The organism is Mangrovimonas sp. ST2L15, from assembly GCF_001280515.1.
Classification (GTDB): Bacteria; Bacteroidota; Bacteroidia; order Flavobacteriales; family Flavobacteriaceae; genus Mangrovimonas; species Mangrovimonas futianensis.
Window position 1 is genome coordinate 70,284 of sequence record NZ_LBIQ01000015.1, and the last position, 26,311, is coordinate 96,594.

At 33.6% G+C, this 26,311-nt stretch carries 21 protein-coding genes and 1 pseudogene; 11 read left to right on the forward strand and 11 right to left on the reverse strand.

What is annotated here, in order from left to right; genetic code table 11:
* Nucleotides 1-54: 54 nt before the first annotated feature.
* The 9 genes and pseudogenes from mgrA to ZA07_RS00715 form a co-directional block, all read right to left on the reverse strand.
* A complete protein-coding gene (gene mgrA, locus ZA07_RS00675) occupies nt 55-1,053 on the reverse strand; it encodes an L-glyceraldehyde 3-phosphate reductase (protein WP_053969810.1) in 999 nt (332 codons plus the stop codon).
* A 131-nt stretch (nt 1,054-1,184) separates the two neighbouring features.
* Nucleotides 1,185-1,913: pseudogene (locus tag ZA07_RS00680) on the reverse strand (metallophosphoesterase).
* Between the two features lie 4 nt (nt 1,914-1,917).
* Entirely contained in the window at nt 1,918-2,460 is a 543-nt protein-coding gene (locus tag ZA07_RS00685; protein WP_053969811.1) for an RNA 2'-phosphotransferase, read from the reverse strand.
* Nucleotides 2,461-2,480: 20 nt separating this feature from the next.
* Nucleotides 2,481-3,404 (reverse strand): NAD(+)/NADH kinase, encoded by a 924-nt coding sequence (locus ZA07_RS00690; protein WP_053969812.1) that lies wholly within the window; start codon nt 3,402-3,404, stop codon nt 2,481-2,483.
* Between the two features lie 6 nt (nt 3,405-3,410).
* Entirely contained in the window at nt 3,411-4,388 is a 978-nt protein-coding gene (locus ZA07_RS00695; RefSeq protein WP_231628604.1) for an SPFH domain-containing protein, read from the reverse strand.
* A 157-nt stretch (nt 4,389-4,545) separates the two neighbouring features.
* Nucleotides 4,546-5,223 carry an NUDIX domain-containing protein gene (locus ZA07_RS00700; protein ID WP_053969814.1) on the reverse strand — a complete coding sequence of 226 codons (678 nt, stop codon included), beginning with the start codon at nt 5,221-5,223 and terminating at the stop codon, nt 4,546-4,548.
* A 438-nt stretch (nt 5,224-5,661) separates the two neighbouring features.
* Nucleotides 5,662-6,363, reverse strand: coding sequence for an intradiol ring-cleavage dioxygenase (locus tag ZA07_RS00705; RefSeq protein WP_231628605.1), 702 nt, complete (start codon nt 6,361-6,363; stop codon nt 5,662-5,664).
* 128 nt (nt 6,364-6,491) lie between these two features.
* A complete protein-coding gene (locus ZA07_RS00710) occupies nt 6,492-7,178 on the reverse strand; it encodes a LytTR family DNA-binding domain-containing protein (RefSeq protein WP_053969816.1) in 687 nt (228 codons plus the stop codon).
* Nucleotides 7,175-8,230, reverse strand: coding sequence for a sensor histidine kinase (locus tag ZA07_RS00715; protein ID WP_053969817.1), 1,056 nt, complete (start codon nt 8,228-8,230; stop codon nt 7,175-7,177). Before ZA07_RS00715 ends, ZA07_RS00710 begins: the two co-directional genes overlap by 4 nt.
* Before the next feature lie 394 nt (nt 8,231-8,624).
* On the opposite strand from ZA07_RS00715, the gene ZA07_RS00720 reads away from it, so the two are divergent.
* Complete coding sequence (locus ZA07_RS00720; protein ID WP_053969818.1) at nt 8,625-9,878, forward strand: phage integrase SAM-like domain-containing protein; 1,254 nt, start codon at nt 8,625-8,627, stop codon at nt 9,876-9,878.
* 74 nt (nt 9,879-9,952) lie between these two features.
* On the opposite strand, the gene ZA07_RS00725 is transcribed toward ZA07_RS00720, so the two are convergent.
* Together ZA07_RS00725 and ZA07_RS00730 are read right to left on the reverse strand one after the other, a co-directional pair.
* Entirely contained in the window at nt 9,953-10,735 is a 783-nt protein-coding gene (locus ZA07_RS00725) for a PoNe immunity protein domain-containing protein (RefSeq protein WP_053969819.1), read from the reverse strand.
* Entirely contained in the window at nt 10,732-12,819 is a 2,088-nt protein-coding gene (locus ZA07_RS00730; RefSeq protein WP_157492005.1) for a hypothetical protein, read from the reverse strand. Before ZA07_RS00730 ends, ZA07_RS00725 begins: the two co-directional genes overlap by 4 nt.
* A 162-nt stretch (nt 12,820-12,981) precedes the next feature.
* On the opposite strand from ZA07_RS00730, the gene ZA07_RS00735 reads away from it, so the two are divergent.
* The 10 genes from ZA07_RS00735 (at nt 12,982) to ZA07_RS00790 (ending at nt 26,013) form a co-directional block, all read left to right on the forward strand.
* A complete protein-coding gene (locus ZA07_RS00735) occupies nt 12,982-13,659 on the forward strand; it encodes a hypothetical protein (RefSeq protein ID WP_053969821.1) in 678 nt (225 codons plus the stop codon).
* 129 nt (nt 13,660-13,788) lie between these two features.
* A complete protein-coding gene (locus ZA07_RS00740; RefSeq protein ID WP_053969822.1) occupies nt 13,789-14,088 on the forward strand; it encodes a helix-turn-helix domain-containing protein in 300 nt (99 codons plus the stop codon).
* Nucleotides 14,078-14,422, forward strand: coding sequence for a hypothetical protein (locus ZA07_RS00745; protein ID WP_053969823.1), 345 nt, complete (start codon nt 14,078-14,080; stop codon nt 14,420-14,422). Before ZA07_RS00740 ends, ZA07_RS00745 begins: the two co-directional genes overlap by 11 nt.
* Entirely contained in the window at nt 14,412-15,605 is a 1,194-nt protein-coding gene (locus ZA07_RS00750; protein WP_053969824.1) for a primase-helicase family protein, read from the forward strand. Before ZA07_RS00745 ends, ZA07_RS00750 begins: the two co-directional genes overlap by 11 nt.
* Nucleotides 15,606-17,417: 1,812 nt before the next feature.
* Nucleotides 17,418-17,954 (forward strand): hypothetical protein, encoded by a 537-nt coding sequence (locus tag ZA07_RS00760; RefSeq protein ID WP_053969826.1) that lies wholly within the window; start codon nt 17,418-17,420, stop codon nt 17,952-17,954.
* Nucleotides 17,955-18,029: 75 nt separating this feature from the next.
* The gene (locus tag ZA07_RS00765; RefSeq protein WP_053969827.1) at nt 18,030-19,139 is read left to right on the forward strand and encodes a hypothetical protein; all 1,110 of its coding nucleotides are present in this window, start codon (nt 18,030-18,032) and stop codon (nt 19,137-19,139) included.
* Between the two features lie 90 nt (nt 19,140-19,229).
* Nucleotides 19,230-21,209 (forward strand): T9SS type A sorting domain-containing protein, encoded by a 1,980-nt coding sequence (locus ZA07_RS00770; RefSeq protein ID WP_157492006.1) that lies wholly within the window; start codon nt 19,230-19,232, stop codon nt 21,207-21,209.
* A 940-nt stretch (nt 21,210-22,149) separates the two neighbouring features.
* Nucleotides 22,150-22,959 (forward strand): hypothetical protein, encoded by an 810-nt coding sequence (locus ZA07_RS00780; protein ID WP_053969830.1) that lies wholly within the window; start codon nt 22,150-22,152, stop codon nt 22,957-22,959.
* 18 nt (nt 22,960-22,977) lie between these two features.
* A complete protein-coding gene (locus ZA07_RS00785) occupies nt 22,978-23,505 on the forward strand; it encodes a DUF6252 family protein (RefSeq protein WP_053969831.1) in 528 nt (175 codons plus the stop codon).
* Nucleotides 23,506-23,769: 264 nt separating this feature from the next.
* Nucleotides 23,770-26,013, forward strand: coding sequence for a T9SS type A sorting domain-containing protein (locus ZA07_RS00790; RefSeq protein WP_157492007.1), 2,244 nt, complete (start codon nt 23,770-23,772; stop codon nt 26,011-26,013).
* Nucleotides 26,014-26,311: the final 298 nt, after the last annotated feature.

Sequence of the window (26,311 nt, forward strand, 5' to 3'; positions counted from 1 at the left end):
TATAACAATAATACAAACTATCTTCGAATTGAACCGATTAAATGAAGATTGTAGTTATAAATCTGTTGTCAAGATGCTCTCAATAATCTCCAGTTCTTGTTTTGAAAAATCCTTATTATCTAGAGCTCCCAAATTATCCAAGAGTTGCTTTTCACTACTCACCCCAACTAATACGGAAGTAACTCGTTTATCCTTCAGTAACCAGGCTACGGCCATTTGGGCAAGGGATTGATTTCGTTCCTCGGCCACTTGGTTTAATTCCATGGCCTTGGCTATTTTTTCATGAGTCACTTGATCCTTTTGTAAAAAACCTGTTGATTTTGCAGCACGGGAATCCTCTGGGATACCTTTAAGATATTTGGAAGTCAAAATCCCCTGTTCTAAAGGTGAAAAAGGAATACATCCTATACCTTCTTCCTCCAAAACGTCCATCAAACCACTCTCTACCCAGCGATCCATCATATTATATCTAGGTTGATGTATCAAACAAGGAGTACCTAAATCTTTCAATATAGCAACTGCCTTTTTGGCATCTTCGGCACTGTAAGAAGAAATCCCTACATACAAAGCCTTACCTTGTCTTACAATTAAATCTAACGCGGCCATGGTTTCTTCAAGTGGTGTTTGATCATCTGGCCTATGGCTGTAAAAAATATCCACATAATCCAATCCCATCCGTTTTAAACTTTGATCCAAACTAGCAACCAGATATTTTTTGGAACCCCACTCGCCATAAGGTCCTGGCCACATATAATAACCTGCCTTTGTCGAAATCACCATTTCATCCCTATATCCCAGAAAGCTTTGCTTTAGTATCTTACCGAAATTCGCTTCTGCCGAACCCGGTGGCGGCCCATAATTATTAGCCAAATCAAAGTGGGTAATGCCATGATCAAAAGCTGTATGTAATATTCTCTTGGAGTTGGACAAATCATCGACATGACCAAAGTTGTGCCAAAGACCCAAAGAAATCTCAGGTAATAGCAAACCGCTTTTCCCACAACGTCTGTAGGTCATATTTTGGTATCTTGTTTCTGAAGGTGTGTAAGACATAATAGACATATTATATCTCAAATTTAGGCATAAAAAAAGCCTTAATCAAACATGATGAGTTATATTAAAAGCAATGGACTTAATCCAAGATCATATTTTTACAACAACTAGGTTTTGTCCAATTTCATTGATCAATTCCTTCCTTTTTCATCAGGATATAATTCGGGTAATGGATCACTCTGCCAAAACTCTTTAGTATCTATGTCTAAAATGGTAAGTCTTCCTGTAAAAGCTGCTCCTGTATCTACATTCCAAACATTGATAGCTTGCATTGGAAGTTAAACATCATAATACAATGTTGGAGTATGACCTATATAAATTTCATTATAAAGTTTTAATCGCTTAGGATAAAGGCTTGATTGCTTTTTAACTCTTTTATCCATTACAAGAGCCATTTCCCAAAGTGTTCTGTCCCAATTATAATTAGATTCATAAAATTCTTGCTCTGGTCCTTTCATAGAGGTGAAACCTGCATGAATGAAGAGCCTATTTTTATCGTAAATGTGATATAATTTCATTCTTTCAAAAAAGAATAAATGCTCTTTTTTCTCTTCTTCTGTTAATTTCTCGTAGCTCTCAACCGTCAAGCTCCCGCCATGAAACAGCCAAGTTGTGCTAGCCTCCTCTGTCTTCAAATATTTTTCACTCCAAACGTCATGATTACCTTTAATGAAAATGCATTCTTGCTTTTCTGATAAATCAATAAGGTATTGAATAGTTTGTGCAGATTCGCTCCACCCATCAACATAATCACCTAAGAAAATTAAAACATCATCTTTAGTTACTTTAGCTCGTTCAACAACTTGAATTAATGCCCTCAAGCCCCCATGTATATCCCCAATCACTAATGTTCTTTTCATTGTTTCATGAATTAAAGTCTATAAATGCTGTTGGCACCTCATCAGTTAACCAAACTCCATTTTCTGATTTAAAAAATTGATGCCCATTATTGCACATTTCTAATGCTCTAATACTGAGAATTACAGGTTTTCCCCTTCTCAATCCAACATTTGTTGCCGTGTCTTTATCCTTGCTTAAATGTACATATTGGCGACTCATTTTTTTTAGGCCATATAACTTTATTTGCGACATAAACTTTTCTACTGTACCATGATATAAAACTAATGGAGGCGTTAATGGCTTTAAGTTTAAATCTATCTCCTTTAATGAATGCCCTTGATTTGCTCTAATTTTAGTCTGGTCTGAATTAAATGAAAATCGCTGTTTGTCGTTTGTTGTTACAACCTCTGCCATTTCTTTAAATGTAAATCGCAATTCAGATTTCTCTAAAATTTCACCTACAGAAGCCCACCCCTGTTCATCTAATGAGAGGCCAATACTATCAGGTTTATGTCTTAATACTAAACTTAAAAACTTACTAATTTGTTTTTTATCTTTTTCGTTCATCTTTCTCTGTTTAAAATCATTTATATTATCAAATTAGCTTTTTCTCCAGCAATACCTATTTCTACTCTACTCCCTGAATTAAAATTCAAAAAATCAGATTCAATACCATCACTAAAAATAACACCTTTGGTTGGCATATTAGATTCAATTTTCAACGTTTGTCTTTTAGTTATAACCCCAAAGCCTATATCTGTTTGAGTAACTTTACTCAAAAAAGGTTCTCTAACTACAAAAATTAGTTTTTCATCTTCCCAATTAATTTGAGATTGATGCTCATTTTCCCCAATTGTGTTAAATCCATAAATATTATGTGACATATTGAAAATGGAACTCAACCAACCTGTCGAACCAGCCCCAGTGGAAACAATAATTCCACTTGATGATTGCTTTTCTTTTCTCCCTTTAAACCCTATTTCATATCTAGAAGATATATGTGAATCTGCTCCTATGTAAAAGTCATTAAATGCCAATAAGGTTTGTCCATCATTCAATTTTGCTTGAGCCATAGTGACTTTCTTTGTCTCAAAAACTCCTTTAACCACTTCCTTAATTAGATTATTCAAATCACTTGGAGTATGTTTTAACAGAATACCGTCATAACGCTCTGGGTCTGGATTTACTCCTAAAATTGGAAATCCATTTACATACTTTGCTGTATTGGCTACCAATCCATCCTGTCCTATAACTACAATCAAATCATTTTCAGTAAAAATATAAGTTGGCAAAAACGAACGATAAATAATCTTGAGCTTTAAATGTTTGGAAATACTTTTTTGAACTTCATTCAATGATTCATAGAATTTTTCATTTTCTATTTCATAAAAATTGAAATCACCTCCAGACCTTTCGATATAAAACTTGGCTTGAGCCTTTGAGTTAAATCTTTCGATTAGCTGCTCAAGCCTTGTTTTTTCTCTAATTATTATTGCTCGTTCAAAATTCATACTTAATTATTTACTGGCTAGTATTGAATCCAACAATTCTGGGGAAATATTCAAGTTCCCAATTTTATCGGCATTTTCAGCAAGTTCTCTAAAAGCCAATGCTATATTATTACTTGGGTTATTTCCAGAGTTACTTATAGCCATTAAAGTTTTCCAGTCCACCTCTTTATATGGTTTTAAATTCGCATTTAAAACATACTCTTTCATATCAGCTTCCTTCTTCTCATTGGCAACTTGAATATCAATAAGGCCTTTTTTCTTTTCTTCTAAGGAAATATTGGAGCTCATTTCCATTTCTTTTAGCTTTTGTTCATTTTGCTGTTTCACTACATCTGTTTCCATTTTCTTTTCGACAATCTGTTTTTGCTTTTCTTCTACAGCAATTTCAGTATTCAATTCACTTTCCCTTATCATTCGCTCTTGCTCAACAGCAAAATTTCTACGTTCGTAAATAGCCTGGTCGGCTTCTTTTTGCAAAGATTCTCTCATTTGCGCCTCCAATGCCCTAGCCATTTCGGGATTAGGAGTAACAGCTAATACATTTACACTTAAAATTTCCAGACCTAGCATTTGAACCGTTTTGGATTTCTGAATACTCGTGAATATTTCAGTTTCTATCTCATCAAGCTTTCTCAAAGCTTCTTTTAAACTCAAACGTTGAATAATAGACGCACTAGCTGTTTGAGCTTCATTTATAATACGCTGTTGAATCTTTTCATAATCGTTTTTTAAGTACTGCTTTCTGTTGTTTACAGTAAAGTCCAAAGTCTCGGCCAATTGTTTTGGATTCAAAATCTTATAGGTGACCTGACCTTGCAATGAAACTTCCTGATAATCTTTAGTTGTTTCATTAAATACAAATTGAAAATCATCACTTTGTACAGGAATTGAAACTATAGATGAATTAGGTGAAAAATAGAAGAATGACAATCCTCTCCCTTCTTTTTTAATTTTCCCTGCCTTGTAATGAATTACATAATTCATTGAGTCGAATTTTATATAATTTATTCCTAACATAACTTTGAGTTTTAAATATTAGTTTGCGTATTTATTACACAAATGTAGTCAGAGAAAATATTTCAACCAAACATATTTTGCGTTTTTTTTACGCAAATATATTAATTAATTGATTTTAAGCTTTTTAAATTTCGAATATTATTCCTTCTTTTTTCAGCTGGAAGTAACGCTTCTGATTAAATTGGAATAAATTGGCAGGTCTACCCGATCCTTTCGAAGTCTTTTCTTCTAGTTCATCAAGGATATTTAAACTCAATATTTTCTTTCTAAAATTTCGTCTATCAATATCCCTACCTAAAAGAGTAGTGTAGAGTTTTTCTAAATCTGAAAAAGGGAATTTTTTATCAAGTAGCTCAAAACCTAAAGGTTCATAGGTTATTTTACCTTGCAATCTTTTGATAGCAATGTCGAGAATATTTTTATGGTCAAAGGAAAGTTTTGGTAGATTCTTAATATTAAACCATTCTACTTCTGCTGCATCAGTTGATGCAAATAATTTGAATGCATTAGGTCTAACCAAAGCAAAATATGCTACAGATACCACTCGCCCCCTTGGATCTCTTTCGGGTTTACCAAATGTATATAACTGCTCAAGATAGTTTATCTTAACACCTGTTTCTTCATGTAGTTCTCTCTCGACTGCTTCTTCTAAAGATTCTCCATTGAGGACAAATCCCCCAGGAATAGCCCACGCTCCTTTAAAGGGGTCATATTTTCTCTTAATTAATAGTACCGAAATATTACCTTCTTCATATCCAAATACGACAGCATCAACCGTTAATTTTATAAATTGGTCACTCATATGTGTAGTTTATACGCAAAAGTAATTGTTTTTATTCGACATAATGTTACTTTAAAATCCTATTAAGAAAGATAATAAACAAATTAAAATAGTTTGACTTATAACATTAAAAAGCCTTAATCAAACATGATTAAGGCTTTTAATTGACTAACTAAAACAATCAAAAAATAAATATGAATCTGCTATATAACCTTTTAATGGCTTCATATATGTTTTCAAATTTATCCGATTACTTTAAACTTTAAAAACAATTGAGGTCAACCATCTATACAACAGGGTGAACAAAAAAAAACCGAGCCTTCCTAAAGAAAGCCCGGAATCGCTATTAACCCATCCTGTAGGGTCCATAGACTTGGATTATCATAAATATTATTTTGCTATTAATTCTTTATCCGTAATTTATTTAACAAACAAAGGCAATGATAACTATCTTGTTCACTAAACTACCACCGTTTTCAACAACGTATAACCATCCGATGTGTTTCCAGTGATGGAATCCAACATATTCCCACTCAAACTATCTGAAAAAACATTGTCGTTTGCATTCAATGTATTTGCTTCACCGTTGTAACCCAATGTTGCATAAACAGTATCACAAACATCTTTTGGAAAGGCAATCTGTGTTACCCGAATAGAATTTTCATTGGAATCTAAAATCTCTAAATGTATATGTGGAGCTCTTCCATTATACCATCCCGGAAAAATACTTATAAAAGAAACTTGACCATTTTCATCTGTCAACTGCCTACCTCTTAAAAAATGTACATCCGTATAATCGGTGCTTTGCATTTGGGTGCCACCGTATTCTGAATAGTTGCCTTCTGCATCACAATGCCATAAATCTACATACACTCCAGACAACGGATTGCAATCATCACTTTGATCTTGAACTGTTATATTAATCAACAATGCTACACCATTTCTATCTGAAACAATATTGGCCTGCACCAAATCGGCCGGAGTCATTATGGGGAAAGGACCCGCCGTCTCACTTGGTGAAAGCGTACAATCACCCACTACATTTTCTCCATCAACAGTAGCATCATCATCACTTGAACAGGAATTAAAAACTGTCGGGATAGCAACAATGGTTCCCATACCTATCAGCCCCTTTTTTAAAAATTCATTTCTTTTCATCATCAAAAAAATTAGTTACAATCCTAAATTATTATCAATGAATGGATTGCGAAAAAAATTGCGAGGAACTCGGTCTATAGTGAGGTAAATTTGATCATTTAAGGATGTAGCAGGAAAATTGAGGTGAAAATTTATAAGAAATTCTCTATGTTTTTTTTGTAGGTAGTTCCTATCGGAAAGGTATTATTTTTAATTATTACCGATTGGTTTTCAATCCTTTTTATTCTATCCAGGGCAACTATATACGATTTATGTATTCTAATAAATTTAGAACTTGGCAATTTCCTTAAAACCGCTTTCATGGTTGAACGTGCTACCACAGGTCTATCATCTTCCAAATGGATTTTAATATAATCGTCCATAGCTTCAATATAAATTATGGTGTTTAAAGCTATATTGTATAGTTTATAATTGGCCCTAATAGCCAAGTGCGTATTTTCTTTTGAGCTACTGTTTTCAAGCTCTACTTGCTTAACAACTCTTTGAACAGCTTGATTGAATCGCTCTTGTGAAATTGGTTTTAATAAGTAATCTGAAGCATTAATCTTAAAACCTTCAACTGCATATTTTGAGTGTGCCGTAGTAAAAATAACCTTAACTGTTTTCTTTAAAGCATTGTAAAAATCGATCCCGTTTGCCTTTGGCATTTCTATATCCAGGAAAATGACATCCACATCAAACTTATTTATGTAACGTTTAGCATTATCTAAATTAGTAAATGTGTGTGCCAATGTCATTACACTCGTTAGTTCCTCAGAATACACTTGAATAATTTCAAGGGCAAGTGGCTCGTCGTCTATGGCTATGGCTGTAATCATTGCAATTCTATTTCCAGCTTTACTTTAAAATATTGCGAGGTTTCAATAATTTTTAAATCGTGTTTATTTGGATAAATATAAGCTAAACGTCTCTGAGTGTTTTTTATGCCTTCCTTTGTAGAGTTTATGTCAACTATTTGCGTATTGTAATTGGTGTTTTTAACTATAAAAAAAAGTGTATTATCTTCAATGGACATCAAAATATCTATTTCTGATTTTTCATCTTGACATATCCCATATTTAAAGGCATTCTCAACAAAGTTGATAAGCAACATAGGCGCAATGGAATGATGGTCGGTAATACCTTCTTGTTTAAAGTTGATTACAACATCGTCGCTTAACCTCAATTTTTGCAGGTCAATATAATCGTTAATGTAGTCAATCTCATTTTGAATAGACACACGAGCTTGATCGTTTTCTGTCACCACATACCTCATTATATTGGATAGTTTTAAAACTGCCATAGGAGTGGTATTCGCCTTTTTTAAAGCCAATGCATAAATCGTATTTAAAGTGTTGAATAAAAAATGGGGGTTAATTTGAGCCTTTAAATATGAGAGTTCTGTTTGCAATTGCTCATTTTTTAAATCTTTTAAATGGTTATCCAAACGTAAATAAAGTGATAATAGGAAAATCAAGACAAAAGGAAACAGACGACTTTCCCGTGGAAAAATATTGAATAGCGGATTTTTCACTTCAGGACCGCCCTGTCTGGGAGGCATATTACCGGGGTTATTCGGGATAGGCAAATCTGGTTTCAAATCCATCAATAAATCTGGAACAAAATAAATAATAGCATAACTGATTAACAGACTTATCAATAGCAATCCCCAACGCTTAGAAATGTAAAACTTTGGCACAATAAAGTAATAATTGAGATAAAAGAAAACCAACAATAATAGATAACTTAACAAGCTCTTTTTAAAGGGCTCAACTTTAAATATGCTAAAATCCCATGACAAATCTGGTGATGACAAAAACGGAATACTTATGATGGCAAGACCAAAAAAAATACTAATCAATAATTGTCTGTTCTGTAAAAGTGATGTCATTACCCAATTTATTATATAAAATTACAGATCCATAAAAATATATTAAAAAAAAAGCGGTTTATATGGACATTTCTGAGGTAAACAAAGTTAGATCCCTGAACAGTAAGTAAAAATTAGAAGTAGTTAAAAAACTTGGAAGCCAAAACCACATGCATCGCACTAAACTAAAAACAAAAAATCCGCAACCACTTGTAAATCAAGCCTGTTACGGATCTTTCTAGTACAGAAGGCGGGACTTGAACTTTTCAAATATTGAACATCTTAAAACACCCTAAAACAACCAGACTTCTCTTTATTCACAAAGCTTTAGAAGATTTATAAACAATTTAACTTTTGAATGTATTTGCATGTTTTTGTATTAAACGTATTTTTACCGTACAAAAATCGTACAATTATGGCCTCCATTAATTTCCTCTACAGATCTACAAAAGATTATGCTCCATTAAATTTAAGACTTCTTTTTAGAATTAATAACCAAGATAAAGTGATCGGCACAAAAACTAAACTTGTCGTTTCAAAAAATTACTGGAAGAAACATAATTTAAAAAGATTAAAGGATATAGATATTTTAAATGAAAGAAAAAAAGTTAACGACGAACTTGATAAAATTGAAAGTTTTCTTCTAAAAAAATTCCACAACTCCAACCCAAATCTTATTGACAAAAAGTGGCTCAACAACCAATTAGAAGCCTACTACCAAGAGGAAAATGATTTTATAGAAGAACCTACTGACGGACTAGTAGAATATTTCGAAGATTTTCTAAGAATTAAAGGAAAAGAAATTTCCGATAGCTCCATAAAAAAATATACTACGGTGAAAAACCTAGTCATTAAATTTGATAATTATACACAAAGAAAAACCAAGATAAATGAAGTAAATCTTGCCTTCAAAGATGAATTCGAAGATTTCTGTTTAAACAATCACTATTCGTCCAATACCATTGCAAAGGCACTTAGAACAATCAAAACGGTATGCAATCATGCTAAATTAAACGGGCATTCAATTAGCCACCAAATAGATTCCATCAAACCTAAATACCTCAAACCCGATCATATTTACCTAAATGAAAAGGAAATAACCTCCATAGAATCTATTGATGAAAATAAACTTACCGAAAGCCTTACAAATGCAAGAGACTGGCTATTAATCAGCTGCTACTGCGGTCAAAGAGTTTCCGATTTCATGAGATTTGATAAATCCATGATTAGGTTCGAAAAAAACAAGCCACTAATTGAATTTACGCAAAAGAAAACTGGAAAAATAATGACCATTCCAGTGCACCAAAAAATCATGAAGATTTTAAGCAGAAGAGACGGAAACTTCCCAAGACCAATATCTGACCAGAAATACAATAAATACATAAAAGATGTATGTGACTTAGCAAAAATCAATCAAATCATTAAAGGAAGTAAAAAACAGGAGACTAAAAAGGACAGTAAAATTTATCGTAAAATTTCTGGGGAATTTCCAAAACACGAATTAGTTTCGTCTCATATTGGCAGGAGATCTTTCGCCACTAATCACTATGGAATTATTCCTACCACATTCCTAATGTATATTACTGGACACAGCACGGAAGCAATGTTTCTTAAATACATTGGGAAGAGCAATAAAGATTTAGCTTTAGAGATATCTAAATTCTTTTGACGATAGAAGAATACGCTTTAAGATAAATTAAGAAAGCCTGCATTACCAAACGCAAGCTTTCCTAAATATAAAAATCAATTTAAATCATCAGGATAATAAATATTTCCACGAAGCGTTTCATCATTCAAATTTTCAATTTTCACGATAGCAGCCGCTAAAAAACACCAATAACCTCGATGAATTTCGTTGCTCTTATGGGTTCCATAATAGCCCGACCCTTTAAGACATTGATACCATTTATTTTCCAAGAAAAATTTAAGTTCACTTAATAAATTTATCTTATCACCTTCTTGAATTACTTTTTTTAAATGGCCAAAGTTCTTATCAATATCAACATAGGCTTTTTCACTTTCTTCAAAGTTGAGATTTACGTTTGGATACACTAAATATTCTAACAACAAATCCTTTACATTATCCCTCTCAAATTGTTCATGAAATAAGATAAAATATTCGTCATTTGGAGGAAGAATTAATCTAGCAATTGACAAAAGCTGAATCAGCGCAACATAAACATTATAAACATATTGCCCATAATACAATGGTTTTCTATCCTTTAGCACATATGCCAAACTTAGGCCACCATGCTTCCTGTGAGATAGGAAATACATTGCAGATTTTTTAAGGATTTTTTTTACCTCATCTTTTGAAAAATCATCCCCTTTAGAATATTTGGCTATTAAAAGATTTCTAAAAAAATCAAAATATAATTTCTCTTGCCTTTGCAAAATCTTCACATCCAAGGAATTTTTATCTTTTTCAAACCTACGTTCAATTTTTTCCAAATCCTTAACTTCTCTGTCCACCAATTCTTTGAAATAACTATAGCTCTTAAAAGGATCTCTTTGCTTTAAATTCATGGGTTATAAACATCAACTACATTGCCTAATTCGTCTAAAATATAAAAAATATTTGTCCCGTCAGGAAATACAACATTTAAAATACTAATATAATTTTGTGATATTTGAGAACTCAATAACAAATCGCCATTTACAGCATTAGTTATTCGATTACTAGATAGAATCCAGGGTTGGCTCATTTGAATTCCATCTGAAGTATCACCTAAAAGTGATTGAGGATTCACGTTGTAATTAGATGTATATTTACTTTCAACAATTAAAAATTGTCCATTTGTAGTATTCTCAAAAATTCCATCAATACCCCCGTTGGTAACCGAAGTATCATCCAAATCTATAGCTCTAGTATGCTTTGCCTCATAACCTCTTTCAAACAGCCTTACATCAGTGGTCATTTCACCAAAATTACCTTTCCTTACAGTTGAATTATTTAAATCAAGTTCAAACCAATCCACGCCATCAAGAACATTATCTATTATTTGTTTTTGTGTCTTAAATGTATTGTCAACATATTTAACTATTAATTCTCCTGCTTGAATAAGTTCATCTCCATACTTTATCAACTTGAGACCTTTTACTAAGGCCGCTCCTGGAATAATATCAACTAAAATAAATCCACCAGCTACCGCTCTACTAGAATCAACACCATAAAAGTCTTCTCCTGTAATTAAAATAATCACATCTTCAGCTGGCAGAAAATATCTCCCTGCAATAACTAAAGAGTTCTCTATTACTGATTCAAAAAATGAGTTTATATCGCAAGACAGACAATCTGGATCAAAACTAGGCAAACCATATTCATACCATTCATTCTCAGAATAGCTATACATGTAATGATATGCTTCATCCAAGGGAATATCAGATGGAGCTATAGTCAACTCGCTGGAAGGATTTATTATTCTTGGTTGCTGAGTTGCAAAAAGAACTAAATCTTCATTGCTCATCAAATAATACATTCCTTCATTATTTGGCAATTGATATGTAGCAACATATGACAATGCTGGATTGCCTGAATAATTACCTGTTTGACTATAATCCCAATTATCATCTGTTGTAGATCTTAACTCCAAAGTCATCAAGGCTTTTTCTAAGGCAATGGCACATTCCTCAGAAATATTGCCCTGATTAACACTTAACACATTACATCCTTCATTGTCTAATATATAATCCAAAATAGCTTGAGCATCTATCCAATTAATTTCATTATTCAACCAATCAACAATTTCAACATCATCATTAGACAAATCCAATAGCGCACTTAAATTAAGATTTAAGTAGATACCCTGATCTATTAAATTGGGACTAACAACAAACGGAAGGATATTACCCCCAGATGAAGAAGAGGCTCCACAAGAGCATCCAGGGTCCGGTGTTGAAGTTGTTGGTGAGGAATCCCCTCCTCCTTGGGTAACCCAAGTACAAGAATTAGATTCCAACTCCCAACTCCCTCCATTTAAGCATCTAGGATCTGTACAGTTTGCTCCATGAACTTGACCATCATGAGGCGTAGTTTGTTCATGCCATTGCCAAGTTTCAACACATACAAACTGAGCACTTACCTTTGAAGATTGTTCTAAATCTAATTCATCAAATATTATTGATGTAAAGGTTGTGTTTAAATTATCCAAACTTTGCAAATCTAAAGTTGAATATTCTTCCCTAGAAAAAGAGAATTCAACCATAAAAACATCATACTTACCATCACCGACATATGAAAAAACCAAATTTTCTACATGGTTATTTGCTGGATTATCACGAAAAACCAAAAAACTAAAAGAATGGTAATCACTATTAGGATCTGTAATCAACTTTACCCAATCTGTGTTTATTGAAAACCCGTATTCTTGGTTATAAATTTCCCTAGAATATTGCTGATTAATATTGGAATTTAAATCTTCCGAAGATAAAGCATCCAGCTTTGCGACTATGTCAGGTTTATCCATCAAATCCTCTAAACTCACTATGGAATGACTATAACCATCCAATGCTTCAAATTTTTCGGTACCAAGATCTGGTTCCTCTATAGTTTGGCAACTATAAAAAGTAACAAAAAACGTAACAAAAATTAAATAAATTGATTTTTTCAAATGCTTCAAAATTTTTAAATTAAAGGTTATTCCTCAAAACTATATAAGCAATATAATTCTTACAATACGTAGAAATACGTAATTTTACCAATTCTAGTGCACTTTATGCCGTACTCAAAAACTCAGGTCTTTTAAAATCTAATTTTACTCAAATCATATAAAATGCCCAATCCATTTAAAACTAAAGAAGACATATTCCTAGAATTAGCGCATGGATACCTAAACAACAAGGATTATTTTCACGATCATCTTGAGTTCCTACTAAAAGAAAATAAAGTAAAATATGGCGTTAGCAATCTTCAGTATTTGAAGAATGGAATTGAGATCGTTTTGATTGAGCTTGAGGAACTCAAAAAGAACAATTCTCCAATTAAAACACTTTCGATCGATGTATTTCAAGGAAGTTATTTAAAATCAATAGCAATTTCTAGAAATGAACTAAAAGCTCTTTTAAAGAATTTAGAAGATATTACAACTTCTATTCAAAACTCTTCAGCCTTTCTACCAGCTGAAACAACATCCCAAGATGAAAATCGCGGTAAAAACTTCCCTCCAGATGTTTTTTCTAGTTCTGAAGCCCAAGAGCTATTTATCAGATATATTCAAGATTATGGAAACAATAAAACTAAGGAATCTGCAAATTTCAGCTTTTTGTTTTTTGCAATGAAAAGAACAAAACTCATTCACTGCACCCAAAATAAGTTTATGGAAGAATTATCCAAATACAATATCCATTTAGACCAAATTAACGGAAGACAAAGCCTGCCCAAAAACCACGAAAAATATATACCTTTTAAATATTTGTATCGCCTAGTAATGAAATCCGAACCACTATTATAGAAATTGCAAAGAACCCAATAATGCATTAAAAAAGGTGCAATTTCGCACCAAAAAAGGTGCAATTTCTCCTCCTTCGAGCTGACTTCATCTATCTAATTTTGGTCTCAAGTTTAATTTTAAAATCATTTTATGAAACTAGATCAAATTATGTTGAGTCAGTTTTCCTTTGACCAACTCAAAAAATTAATTGAAGGAGCAGTCAGGAGCCAATTAAATGACTTCGGAAAGTCAATTCTAATTCCAAACTCTCATGATGAACTACTCACACGAGAGGAAGCTAGCAACTTCCTAAAGATAGACCAAAGCACACTTTATCACTGGACAAATAAGGGCAAGGTAAAAGCCTATGCCATCGGTGCAAGGAGGTATTACAAAAAAGCAGAGTTAATAGAATGTTTAACCCCAATTTATAGCTCTAATGAAAAATAATGCCAAAACACAACCAGACATCATCAAAAACATCCCCAATTTGCTATCAAAGGTATGTTATTCGCTATCTGATTTATCTTTTAATCTAGTTGGTACAGGAAATTATTCTCAAATCATTGACAAATGTATTCTGGACATAGACAAAGCTAAACGCATGGCAGAAAGAAGCCCAAAGGCCTACCTTCAAGAAATTCATAATGGAATGGAAAGCCTATATAAAGAGGATAATTCAATTGACACAATTCAAATTGAATACAACTTTAAAAAGCCAGAAGGAGACAAAAGAATTGGATACTTAAAACTAACAAAAAACCAAAATCACGATGATAAATAATTATACCAGAATAGGCACAGAATATTATAAAAAAATTGTCGTCCCTCTACATAGTGGAGACAGCTACAATGCTTTAACCAGATGGAAAAAAAGCGAAATAATAACTGATGAAGGTAAAGACTTCTTACAAGAAATCCCCAAATTTGATGGATTTTGCTTAATTCCATCAAATAATAATTATCAGCAAATCATTGGGAACTTTTATAACCGATATGAAAAGATAGAGCATCAATTCTGTGAAGGAAAATTCAATAAAACACTGGGATTTTTAAAACATATTTTTGGAGAACAATTATCCTTAGGCATGGATTATCTAACAATATTATGGCAAAAGCCCACACACATTTTACCCATACTTTGCCTAGTTAGCTCAGACAGAAAAACAGGTAAAACAACTTTTCTAAACTATGTAAAGCTCATATTTCAAAATAACATGACAATCAACAAAAATGAAGATTTTCGCAGCAAATTTAACTCTGATTGGGCCAATAAGTTAGTTATAGCAGTGGATGAAGTCCTTCTAGACAAAAAGGAAGACAGTGAAAGACTTAAAAACCTCTCAACATCAACTACCTTTAAAATGGAATCCAAGGGGATTGACAAGGCTGAAAACCCTTTTTTCGGAAAATTTATCCTATGCTCAAATAATGAAGAAAATTTTATACGAATTGATGAATCCGAAATAAGATACTGGGTAAGAAAGATACCGTCCCTAACTGACGATAACGAGAATCCTGATTTATTAGAAGACTTAAAAAAGGAACTCCCCTACTTTGTAAACCATTTAAACAATCGTAAAATAACGTCCAAAAGAAGAACTCGAATGTGGTTCACAAAGGAGGAAATTTATACAGAAGCGCTATCAACTTTAGTTCATGGCAATAGATCACAATTGGATAAAGAAATCAAGGAACTGATTTTGGATGATTTTGTCAAATTCGAGCAAGATGAAATGAAATACTCATTGTCTGATTTAGTTGAAAAACTGACCAAAAACAATATTAGAGTTTCAACTTCAAAAGTTTCAGAGGTCGTAAAGAAAATTTTCAAAGTTGAAAGCAAAAACGGCTCTTACCCAAAATACCACTTAACGATTAACCCAATAAATAATTCCTATTTCGTAGAGTGTACAAATATCAAGGGAAGATACTATACGTTTAACAGAAAAGACTTTTTCATCTAACTCCTGTTGATTTGTTGACAAAACCACATCAATTACCACTCACCAAAAGCGCTTGTGTGCTACACTTTTTCAACAATACATCAACATGAGCCAATTTCAACACCAATTAACAGCCAATCTTAAATCATAACTTTGACATTAGGCTAGCCCTTGTGAGATTATAGAGCCACAAACAACCGACGTTACTTTTCTTTGCTGCAATGGTTATCTATAAGCCCTGTGGCATAACAACCACCCAGCCACGGTTCCAAACCGAAAACCAACCAAAAAAGCAACGGATTTTTTTACGTTGCTGCAATCCTTACCTATTTGCCCAATGGCATAAAAACCACCCAGCCACGGTTTCAAACCGAAAACCAACCAAAAAAGCAACTGATTTTTTACGTTGCTACAATGGTTACCTATAAGCCCCATGGCATTACAACCATATAGCCGTGGTTCCTAATGGAAAACCAACCAAAACAACGGATTTTTTACGTTGCTGCAATGGTTACCCATAATTTACTGGGTAAAAGAACCATTTAGTTGTGGTTACAGACCGAAAAACCAACCAAAGCAACAGAAATTATTATTCGTTGCTTGCTCCACTATGTTAAAATTTTGCAAAAAACCACCTCGATTACTTAGCAATATTACAATTATGAAAACCATCAACAATTCAACTAATTGATATCTCACCACAAATTTAACTTATATCTTGAGCTCACCGAAAATTTCAAATCATTTTGCTTTAACGACCAATTTGCACAACGCTAGATGAATGAATGTGCATTTGTTGACCCAATGTTGAATAAGAATCAAACGCCAACATATTAAATAAGTGAAAATTACCCTAAATTTCAACATTCAACACTAAAAAATCAAATGTTTTTTTAAAGGAAATAAAAAGCAATAAATTTATAATTGGTTACAACTTAAATAGTGGCTTCTTTTTTAACTATGTAACTATACATATTTCCACAACTGGAGTTTTTTATTTTAGTTATGTTGTTAAATTGAACCAGTTCATGTGTAAAAAGATTTTTTTTGTTCTTTTCTAAATCAATTGGAACTAATTTTTCACACAAAGCTCTTTAACTTTTTCCTCTGATAATTTTGAAATAATTCTGTATTCCCACCAACTAACTTTTAATCCATCCTTTTTGTTATGTCTTATACACTCAACCTTAAAGTCTATCACTATACTTATAAAAAGCCATATTTGAACAATTAATTTTAATAAAGAAACTATGACAAATCTAATTAAGAACTACCAAAAACACATCCCTGTTCTTTAATCTGGATAAATAATATTTTGCAAATCCTATTCACTCATTTTTGAGTGTTAAGCTCTCTTGCTATGACAAACTGATGGACATTCAGTGCCATTGGATCTAGAAGAGGGCTTTTTTTTTTACAACAATCAATCTTTTTCCTTGTTGCAATACAACCCTCATCATTACCGCCTAATTAACAGCAAGTTAAAAACTGAAAACTTATTCCAACAACAATAATTAAATTGTTGTTTCAAGCTTTATATCTACAAGGTTAGAGAGAAGCCAACTGGTTAAAATTAAACACCCACTCAACCCACAATTCAGTTGAATATATTTGACAACAATTATAAATTGTTTTGAAGTATAGCCAAAATTACGTAGTTATACGTATTTCATTTTAAAAGTTAACTACCTATATTAGAGTCATTAATATTACCATTCATTATTAAACCATTTATGAACTCTATAATTCATAATAAAGGGTTTTCCCTTCAAAAAGTATGGCAAAACTTTCCCGAACATTAAAATTCTAAGTTTAACCTACTAAAAAATCACCATGAAAAAACATTTCACCCTATTAGCCTACTGCCTACTGCTTTTTTCCATAACAAACTGCAATAAAGACGACGACCAAATCGCAAACCCTGTAGACCAACTGCCACCACCTACGCAAACTGGTGAAAATACCTTTGGATGTTTACTAGACGGAGAGCCTTTTTTACCTGGCAACGGAGGAAACCCATTGGATTGCGTTTATCAATTTGTAAATGGAGGATACTATTTTGCACTTCAAGCTAATAGAGAGATTGATTTAAATTTAATCAGGTTGGGTTGTAACACCGAAAATCTTGAAATCAATCAAGATGGAGTTTATGTACTAAAAGAAAATATCAATGGTAATGCTTCCGGAAAATATTTTTACGAAACATATCTTAATTACACTTCTAATACACACACAGGAGAATTGACTATCACTAAATTGGATTTTGACAACCATATTGTTTCAGGTACCTTTTGGTATGATGTCGAAGACCAAAATGGCGTAGTCCATGAAATTAGAGAAGGTCGCTTTGATATGCTATTTAGTCAATAAACCAGAACCTGTCTTCTACCTGTAGAATGAGTCTCTAATTTAACACTGCATTTAACCTTTAAATTATTTGACAATATGAATTTTCAATACTATCGTATCAAGTTTACTTTAATTTTAACGCTATTATGGTATGCTCCAATTTTAGCTCAGACCGTAAACACAAGTTTTGCAAACCAAATGAACAGTGTATTTGCAGGTATAGATAAAACTAAAGTACCTTACCAGTTACTACAAGATTACGCCATGGAATTTACAGAATTAACTGCATATGATGGCAGCTCGATAAATAGCGATAATTTTTTGCATCGAGGGCATTACACCCAAATTTACCATACGCTGCTTATGGCTAAAACCCAAACAAATGTTTCTGGTTTGATAAATGCCACAAACTTCAGGAATAATTGGGATAATTTAAGGCAGCCTGGACGTTTGGTGTTAAGCGGGCTATATTTTAAATATAGCAGGTTTAAGGACAATGCTTACCCAAGTTACCTTACGGTTTCCAATAATAAGTATTATGATAAATATGTTGGTGGTATTTGGCAAAACCCCTACCAAACTGAACAGGTCTTTGCAATAGCCCCTCCAGTTTTAAGTTACAACGGTTTAAGCCTTGAAGTACAACTTCCTGCTAGCCTATGGTATACAAATCAAGGTGTTAATGTTCAAAGTATATATATAGATTTTGGTGATGGAAATGGCTACCAAAATATAGCACTCAACCAAGTACGTACCATCACCTACCAACAAGCGGGATTTTATGAGTGGAAATACAAACTTACTTTGACCAATAACCAAATCCTTTATAGCCATAGCCAGATAAAAATTGAGGGAGTATCTACAATATTACCAATGATGAATAGAAGTATTAATGACCCTTGTGCTACAGATTCTCTGGGTGTAGATAAAGTAGAATTTCATGGAACCAAAACCTATTTAGGGCATGCAAATAACGCAGTATTAGAAATAGATTACAGGTATACAGATGGATGTTCATCAATAACTAAACCATTGATTGTGGCAGAGGGATTTGACACGGGACTTTCTGGAGTAGAAAATCCGTTAGGGGATAGCAGATATGCTTATTTTAAACAAGAAGTTCTAGATGCTTCAGGAAGTTTGCCGCTAGAAATTGGAAACTATGATATTATCTATGTCAACTGGGACAATGGAAGAGACTATTAACAGCGTAATGCTTATTTGCTAGAGGATATTATAGACTGGGTTAATAGTGTCAAAGTGGGCAATGAACCTAATGTTGTACTGGGTCAAAGTATGGGGGGAGTAATAGCTCGTTATTCCCTTAAAGATATGGAAGACAATCAGATAGACCATAAGACCAGTCTTTATATAAGTCATGATGCCCCACACCAAGGAGCCAATATACCATTGGGCATACAGTATTTTGCACGTCATATGATAGACCAATTTGTAAGCACCCCAGCAGGAGACCAAAACCTAAATCCCAATGATGGTGGCTCGGTAACCATAGAAGACTTACAAACCTTACTTGAGGCTCCTGGCACCAAACAATTACTGTCCCACACCATAAATAATGGTTTTGGAGTAGATAATAACAGTAACTGGCAAAATGAACTAGAGCTAAAAGGATACCCACAGCAAACCCGTAATATAGCCATAAGCAATGGTAGTCATTGTGCCAATCCTCAAGAATACAGCCCAAATTCTATTTTTTTACAAGTAAAAGGAGAAGGAAAGACTAGCACCCTAACAGATATCATTGCATATATTCTAAAAATGTTAAGTGGAGTAGCCACAGATATTGTAGCAGACCAATTTAACTCTCCGGCATTCCTGTTAGGAAGATTACCAGGAAACAGCAGCTTTGACATGGATTTTACTGCTCGGGCATTCCCCAGTTATGGAAACTCAGCTCAAATATACAAAGGGAACCTCACCTACACCAAAAAACTCTTTTGGATAGCAAACATTACTGTTTCCATTACAAATGAATCATTTAACAACCCAAGTGGCATATTGCCATACGACAACTACCCCGCAGGATTGTACAGCAATCCTTTTAATAGTGGTGGTTTTGATTCATCTAGTTATTTTGGATATTATGACATCACATTTAATAGTTCTGATAACTTTGCTTTTATCCCTACTCCAAGCGCTCTTGATGTGGGTGGTGGCTCAACTGTCTTAAACCACAATGATTATAATAGAATTTACAATGCAGAAAATCCTCCAATTGGCAACCTCTCAATTCCATTTCAAAACTTTATTACGGCTTACGAAGACATTTATAGTTTGAATGAAAACCATATCTCTTTCAATTCCAAAAATGGGAATTGGTTGGCTAAAGAAATAAACTCCGTCAACAATGACGAGGAAGTATTCAACTGTTCTTTTATGTGTGATGGAACTGAAATATCTGGTGAAGATATTATTTGCTCTACCGGCATTTTCACCATACCCGATATCCCATTAACAGGAACTACAGTAACTTGGAGCGTATCACCAACCAGTTCCTTAACATTGACACCTAACAATAATAATAGTGTTAATGTAACCAAAAATCCAGGTTACAGTGGTAATGTAACACTCACCGCGGAAATAACTTCGGATTGTGGTACTATATCAAAACCAAAAACGTTTTGGGTTGGAACACCTACTGTTGTTGCCAAACTAAGCAATGGTGAATTAATATCACACGGACACACCAATCAAGTATGCAAATATCAACAAATGTATACTGATATGAGTATTAATGGACAAAACACTGTCACATGGCAACTGCTGAGTTCTTCCCATACCACTACATGGAGCCAACAGGGCAATAATATATCTTTTTACCTTTGGGCAGTGAACCATACTGCAACCTTTAGGTTTACAACCAGCAACAGTTGTGGTACCATAACCAGAGATTTCACCTTTGTTTCTAAGGATTGTAGTGGAGGGGGCGGAGATCCAGACCCTTGTGATCCACCATTATTAACTTATAGTGTATATCCCAACCCAACAAGTTCTGGGTTAGAAATTGCCCCAACCAATCCAATCCCAAATATTCCTGCGCCATGTCGTACAGGTTCAACTAAATCATCAGAGGATAATGGAAAATTCTCGGGGACACCTTCAATTGCCACTTTATACGATTTTAATGGAAATAAAGTAAAAACTCAAATTCCAGCCCAAGGAAGAATGGACGTTGAAGATCTAAAAGAAGGTCATTACATTTTGGTCATAAAAAATGGTGATAATTCTGAAAGCCACCATATCATCATAGAGTAAATAGATTATTTAACAATAGAATGAATTACATAGCCCTTTAATCGGGGCTATGTTTTTTATCATCTAGACAATTCAAAAAAGTAAATTCATTCTTGAAATTGAAAATAGCCTTAAACTAAAAACAGAGAAAAAAGGAGTGGTATTACCCCCTAATCTTACAAGTAGTGGATTAAGATTTAAAGAAGTAACCTAATATTTAGTCAGTCAATAATCAAAGCCATATTATCTTATTGGAATCTGTAACTTTTATTGTTGTTACAAGACCAATAGATTAACTAGTCAATTTTATTAAGATTTCGTTACAAATAGTCAAATGATTATACTACTCATCCTTTCTATAGTTGGATTTATAATTTTGGATATATTCCTTTTTACCAAACTATTTAGGTTGTTCTTTAAAAAAAAGGGCTCCTTAAATGAATCTGTTTGGTATTCATTAAAACCTGACCTACTCTCATTTTTTGACGGAGAGTTTTGGCGCGATAAAGCATCTGAAACAAAATTAAAGTTCTTTCTATTCCTTTGTTTCGTAATTATAGCTGGAGAATTTATTATTTTAAAACAAACAGGGCTATTACCTAATTAAAAGTACTAATTGTTTTAACTACAGGAAATATAGATAGGTTTTTAAGATTATCTTTTATTAAATCCAGAATCAAAATCAATACTTTTCTCTTGTAAATAGTAAGTTAAAGCCTTATTGTATTTTTAAAATTTGAATATTACCACCTTGAAAAACTACTAAGAAAAAACTAACCTCTTTTAGAATCTTTCAAAACACTCACCTAACTATTCCCTTCAAAATTAACTACGTAGAACTACGTAATTTTAAACAATTTTACAATTTAATAATATCAATTACGGTTTTTACCGTAATTAAAATATAATCATTCTTTATACTTTTAACAGTATCTAACATTTAACATTAAATAAATTAATCATGAATAAAATAGTTCCTGCTCTCATGCTTTTGATGATTACATCAATCACATTTGGTCAAAAAGAAGTAAACGCTTCTTGGAAAAACTATATTAATCCCATTTTTCAAGGTCTTGATAAAGCCAAAGTGCCCCATGCCATATTATTGGATTATGCTATGGAATTTGCTAACGTACAGGCTTACAATGGCACATTAACAGACAGCACTTATGTAGATATGGCTTCTTTAAGCAACATTTACAAAACCCTTTACATGGGTAAAGTTACTAATGACACAATCTATTTTCCAAACATACATCATGTTGCCTACAATTGGATCACAGAAAGGATTGACCAAAATACAACGTCAAAAAACACCCTGGTAATTACGGGACTTCTTTATGAATACTCGATAATAAGCCCAAATGCTTTGGCTCAAAATAAAATTATTGTAAACAACAATAAGTATTATGACAAATACATACATGGTACTTGGCAAAATCCTTATTTGTCGCAATTAGCAATCGCATTCTCATTACCTGTAACTAAATACAATAAACGGGATATCAACCTTGTACTCCCATTGAATCTTATGTTATCAAATATGGCACTAGATATACAGAAAATCGAACTCAACCCTAACGACGGATTGGGCTACAGACAAATCAATTACAATCAAAATTATGCCATTAGCTACGCTTCAAATGGCACTTATGATGTGGTATTTAAAGTAACCTTAACGAACAATCAAATACTATATTCCCATACTCAAATAGAAATAAACCAAAAATTTACAAGTGTTAAATGGGAAGACAGATATGGTAATCCCTAAATAATAAACTAAATCTTTATGAAAAAACTAATTTTAATTGCCCTTGTTTTGCTATTTGCCTGCAAAAACGATGACGATGACAACACCCCCGAAATAGATAAATTACCACCCGCTACTCAGACAGGAGCAGGCACTTTTGGTTGCTTGGTTAATGGAGAGGCATTTGTTGAGACAGGAACTTATTTTAACTGTTATTATCAATTTGTAGATAACGAGTATTATTTTGCCTTAGGAGCTGAGAATGATTCTCACAATATCCTAAGACAAATCATATTGGGATCTAACTCAGCGGAAATTGAAAGCAACAACTCTTATGAACTAGGCTGTTATGAAATACCTCATTCTCATTATGGTGAAGTTTCGTTTACAAACTTAATGGGGGATTATTTTACTTGTGAATCAGAATATGGATTTTTAGAAATAACCCTATTGGATTTTACAAACCACATCGTATCGGGGACATTCGAATTTGACATAGAACATCCGACAACAGGAAATATCATTGAAATTAGAAATGGTAGATTTGACACCATTTTCACTCAATAAACTAACCAAACTATTAATCATGAAAAACTCATTTTAATACTTTATTTTATAAGCCTAACGGGAATAGCTCAAGAACCTCAATTTTTAGAACATAGTATTTTTTTATATGGGTCTTCAAATATCCAGAACCTTCATAAATCTGTCACCTTACAGATAGACCTTATTCCAGGAAATCTGGAAATCACGAAGCCTTTTATTCTGGTAGAAGGGTTTGATCCTGGCAGTATCACTGCACCCGATGAAGCATACGGAGATACCAATATTATGGATTTTGATGACGGAATAGATCTTTCTGGAGCAAATTTGAGGAGTTTAATAGATATTGACTTCATGAGTCAAGACTACGATATCATCTATATCAACTGGAACAATGGAGTAGGAGACATTAGGGAAAATAGTGACTTGCTGGAAATGGTACTGGATTGGGTGAATACTAACAAGCAGGGCAATGAACATAACGTGCTGTTAGGGCAAAGTATGGGTGGTGTCATTGGGCGTTACACCTTAGCCCGTATGGAGCAAGAAGACGCTAATTTTAACCCTAATGACCCTAGTACATCACCTCATGATGTAGAACTTTTCATTGCCCATGATAGTCCTATGCAAGGAAGCAATACACCCATAAGCATTCAGCATTTTTCAAGGCACATGCTAAATTTCTATATGGGCACACCCGTAGCATACGCCATAGGAGAAAATGCATTGCCAGTAATTTATGGCATAGCAGAATTGGGCAGTAGTCTAATTAACGATTTATTTGGGTGGAACACAACGGTAGATCCCTATGTAAGTCCAGAAGCCTACTTAACTATACAAGACTCACCTGCGGCAGTGCAAATGAATTATTGGTGGGTTGATTATGAAGAAAATGCCACAACAGACCTCCATGATTCATGGCAACAAGAGTTTGAGGCTATGGGCTACCCTCAAGGCCCAAGAAATATTGCGATAAGCAATGGTAGTGAATGTGCTGACGATCATGGATTTTCTCCTGGAGACCTTCTTCTTCAAGTAGATGACTTAGATAATCCTGATATTTTTGGAGACATTGTTAATATGATTGCTGTTGCAGGGTCTAATGACATAGGATTATCGTTCGTAGGTTCTTTACCTGGAGCCAGTAAATGGTATTATGATTTTGATTTAAGGTCAACACCTAATGGAGGAGGCCAACAAGTGTATTATGGAAGTATCAATTATGAAAAAAAATTACTTTGGCTATTAACAATTACCCAGAATGTAACGCAGAGGAATATAAATTCTCCAAGTGGAATATTACCTCATGGATACTATCCAGGTGGCTCATATGATGTGGACAACGCCTTAGGTAATTTGCCTGATCAATTCCCTCCTGTCATAGTTCACAATCAAAAATATGGATTCATTCCAGTTGTTAGTGCTCTGGATATTAAACGGAATAGTAATCAAGTAAACCAGTCAGATTACCTTAAAAGCTATTCTGGAGGAACCACACCTGAACCAGCTTTAACCTCTAATTTTGAAAATTTCATAGTAGGGTTCGCTCCAGGCGAAAACAATGAGCATATTTCGTTTCAGACTAGAAACGGTAACTGGCTCGCCACTGAACTGGGTGATAATAATGCAACTACCACAGACTATTCATATATATGTGACGACACACAAATATCTGGAAACGAGTACCTCTGTTTTAGTAGTGTTTATTCTGTACCAAATATTGCTAGCACCTATAATTGGACAGTTACAAGTGGAGGTAACTTGGTTACTTTGTCTGGCAGCAATTCACATGCGGTCACTGTTACGCCTAATAACAATCTTAGTGGAAACATAACCCTAGAGGTAACCTATGGGGATGGAGGTACAGTTTGTGGAGATGTAACAAAAATATTAAATATTAGAGTTGGAGCTCCTACAGTAATTGCCAAATTGAGCAACGGTGAATATATATCACATGGATACACCAATCAAGTATGCAAAAATCAACAAATGTATACTGATATGAGCATTAATGGTCAAACATCCGTTACTTGGACATTGTTAAGTTCTTCCCATACCACTTCATGGAGTCAACAAGGCAACAATATTACTTTTTATCTTTGGGCTGTAAATCATACAGCAACCTTTAGGTTTACTACCAGTAACAATTGTGGGACCATAACTAGAGATTACACCTTTGTTTCAAAAGATTGTAGTGGTGGAGGTGGGGACCCAGATCCTTGTGACCCACCATTATTAACTTATAGCGTATATCCCAATCCAACAAGTTCGAGTTTAGAAATAGGGACGAGTAACCCTACTCCAAATATTCCTGCACCATGTCGAACAGCTTCAACTAAACCATCTGAGAAGAATGGGAAATTCTCGGGTACACCTTCAAGAGCTACTTTATATGATTTTAATGGAAATGAAGTAAAAACTCAAATTCCTGCACAAGGAAAAATGGATATTGAGGATTTAAAGGAAGGGCATTACATTTTGGTCATACAGGATGGTGATGAATCTGAAAGCCATCATATAATCATAAAGTAAATAGGTTATTTAACATTGGAATAAATTGCAACAGCCCCTTAATTGGGGCTATGCTTTTTTTAGTAATAAAGGAAATAAAAGGTTAATGGTCAACACCAAATCACTAATTCAAAAAAACAGCCAACAATAGAAAACAATAATTATTTTTATTGTTGTTGTTGTGATACAATCAATAATACAGGGAATTAAGAGGCTCAACTATCTTTTCTTAATGTCTTTTCCTTGCTACCGAGGTAACCTTTTCGATTGGCGGCTCTCACACATCCCAAAATCCTAAACATCCCACCAAGTCATTAAC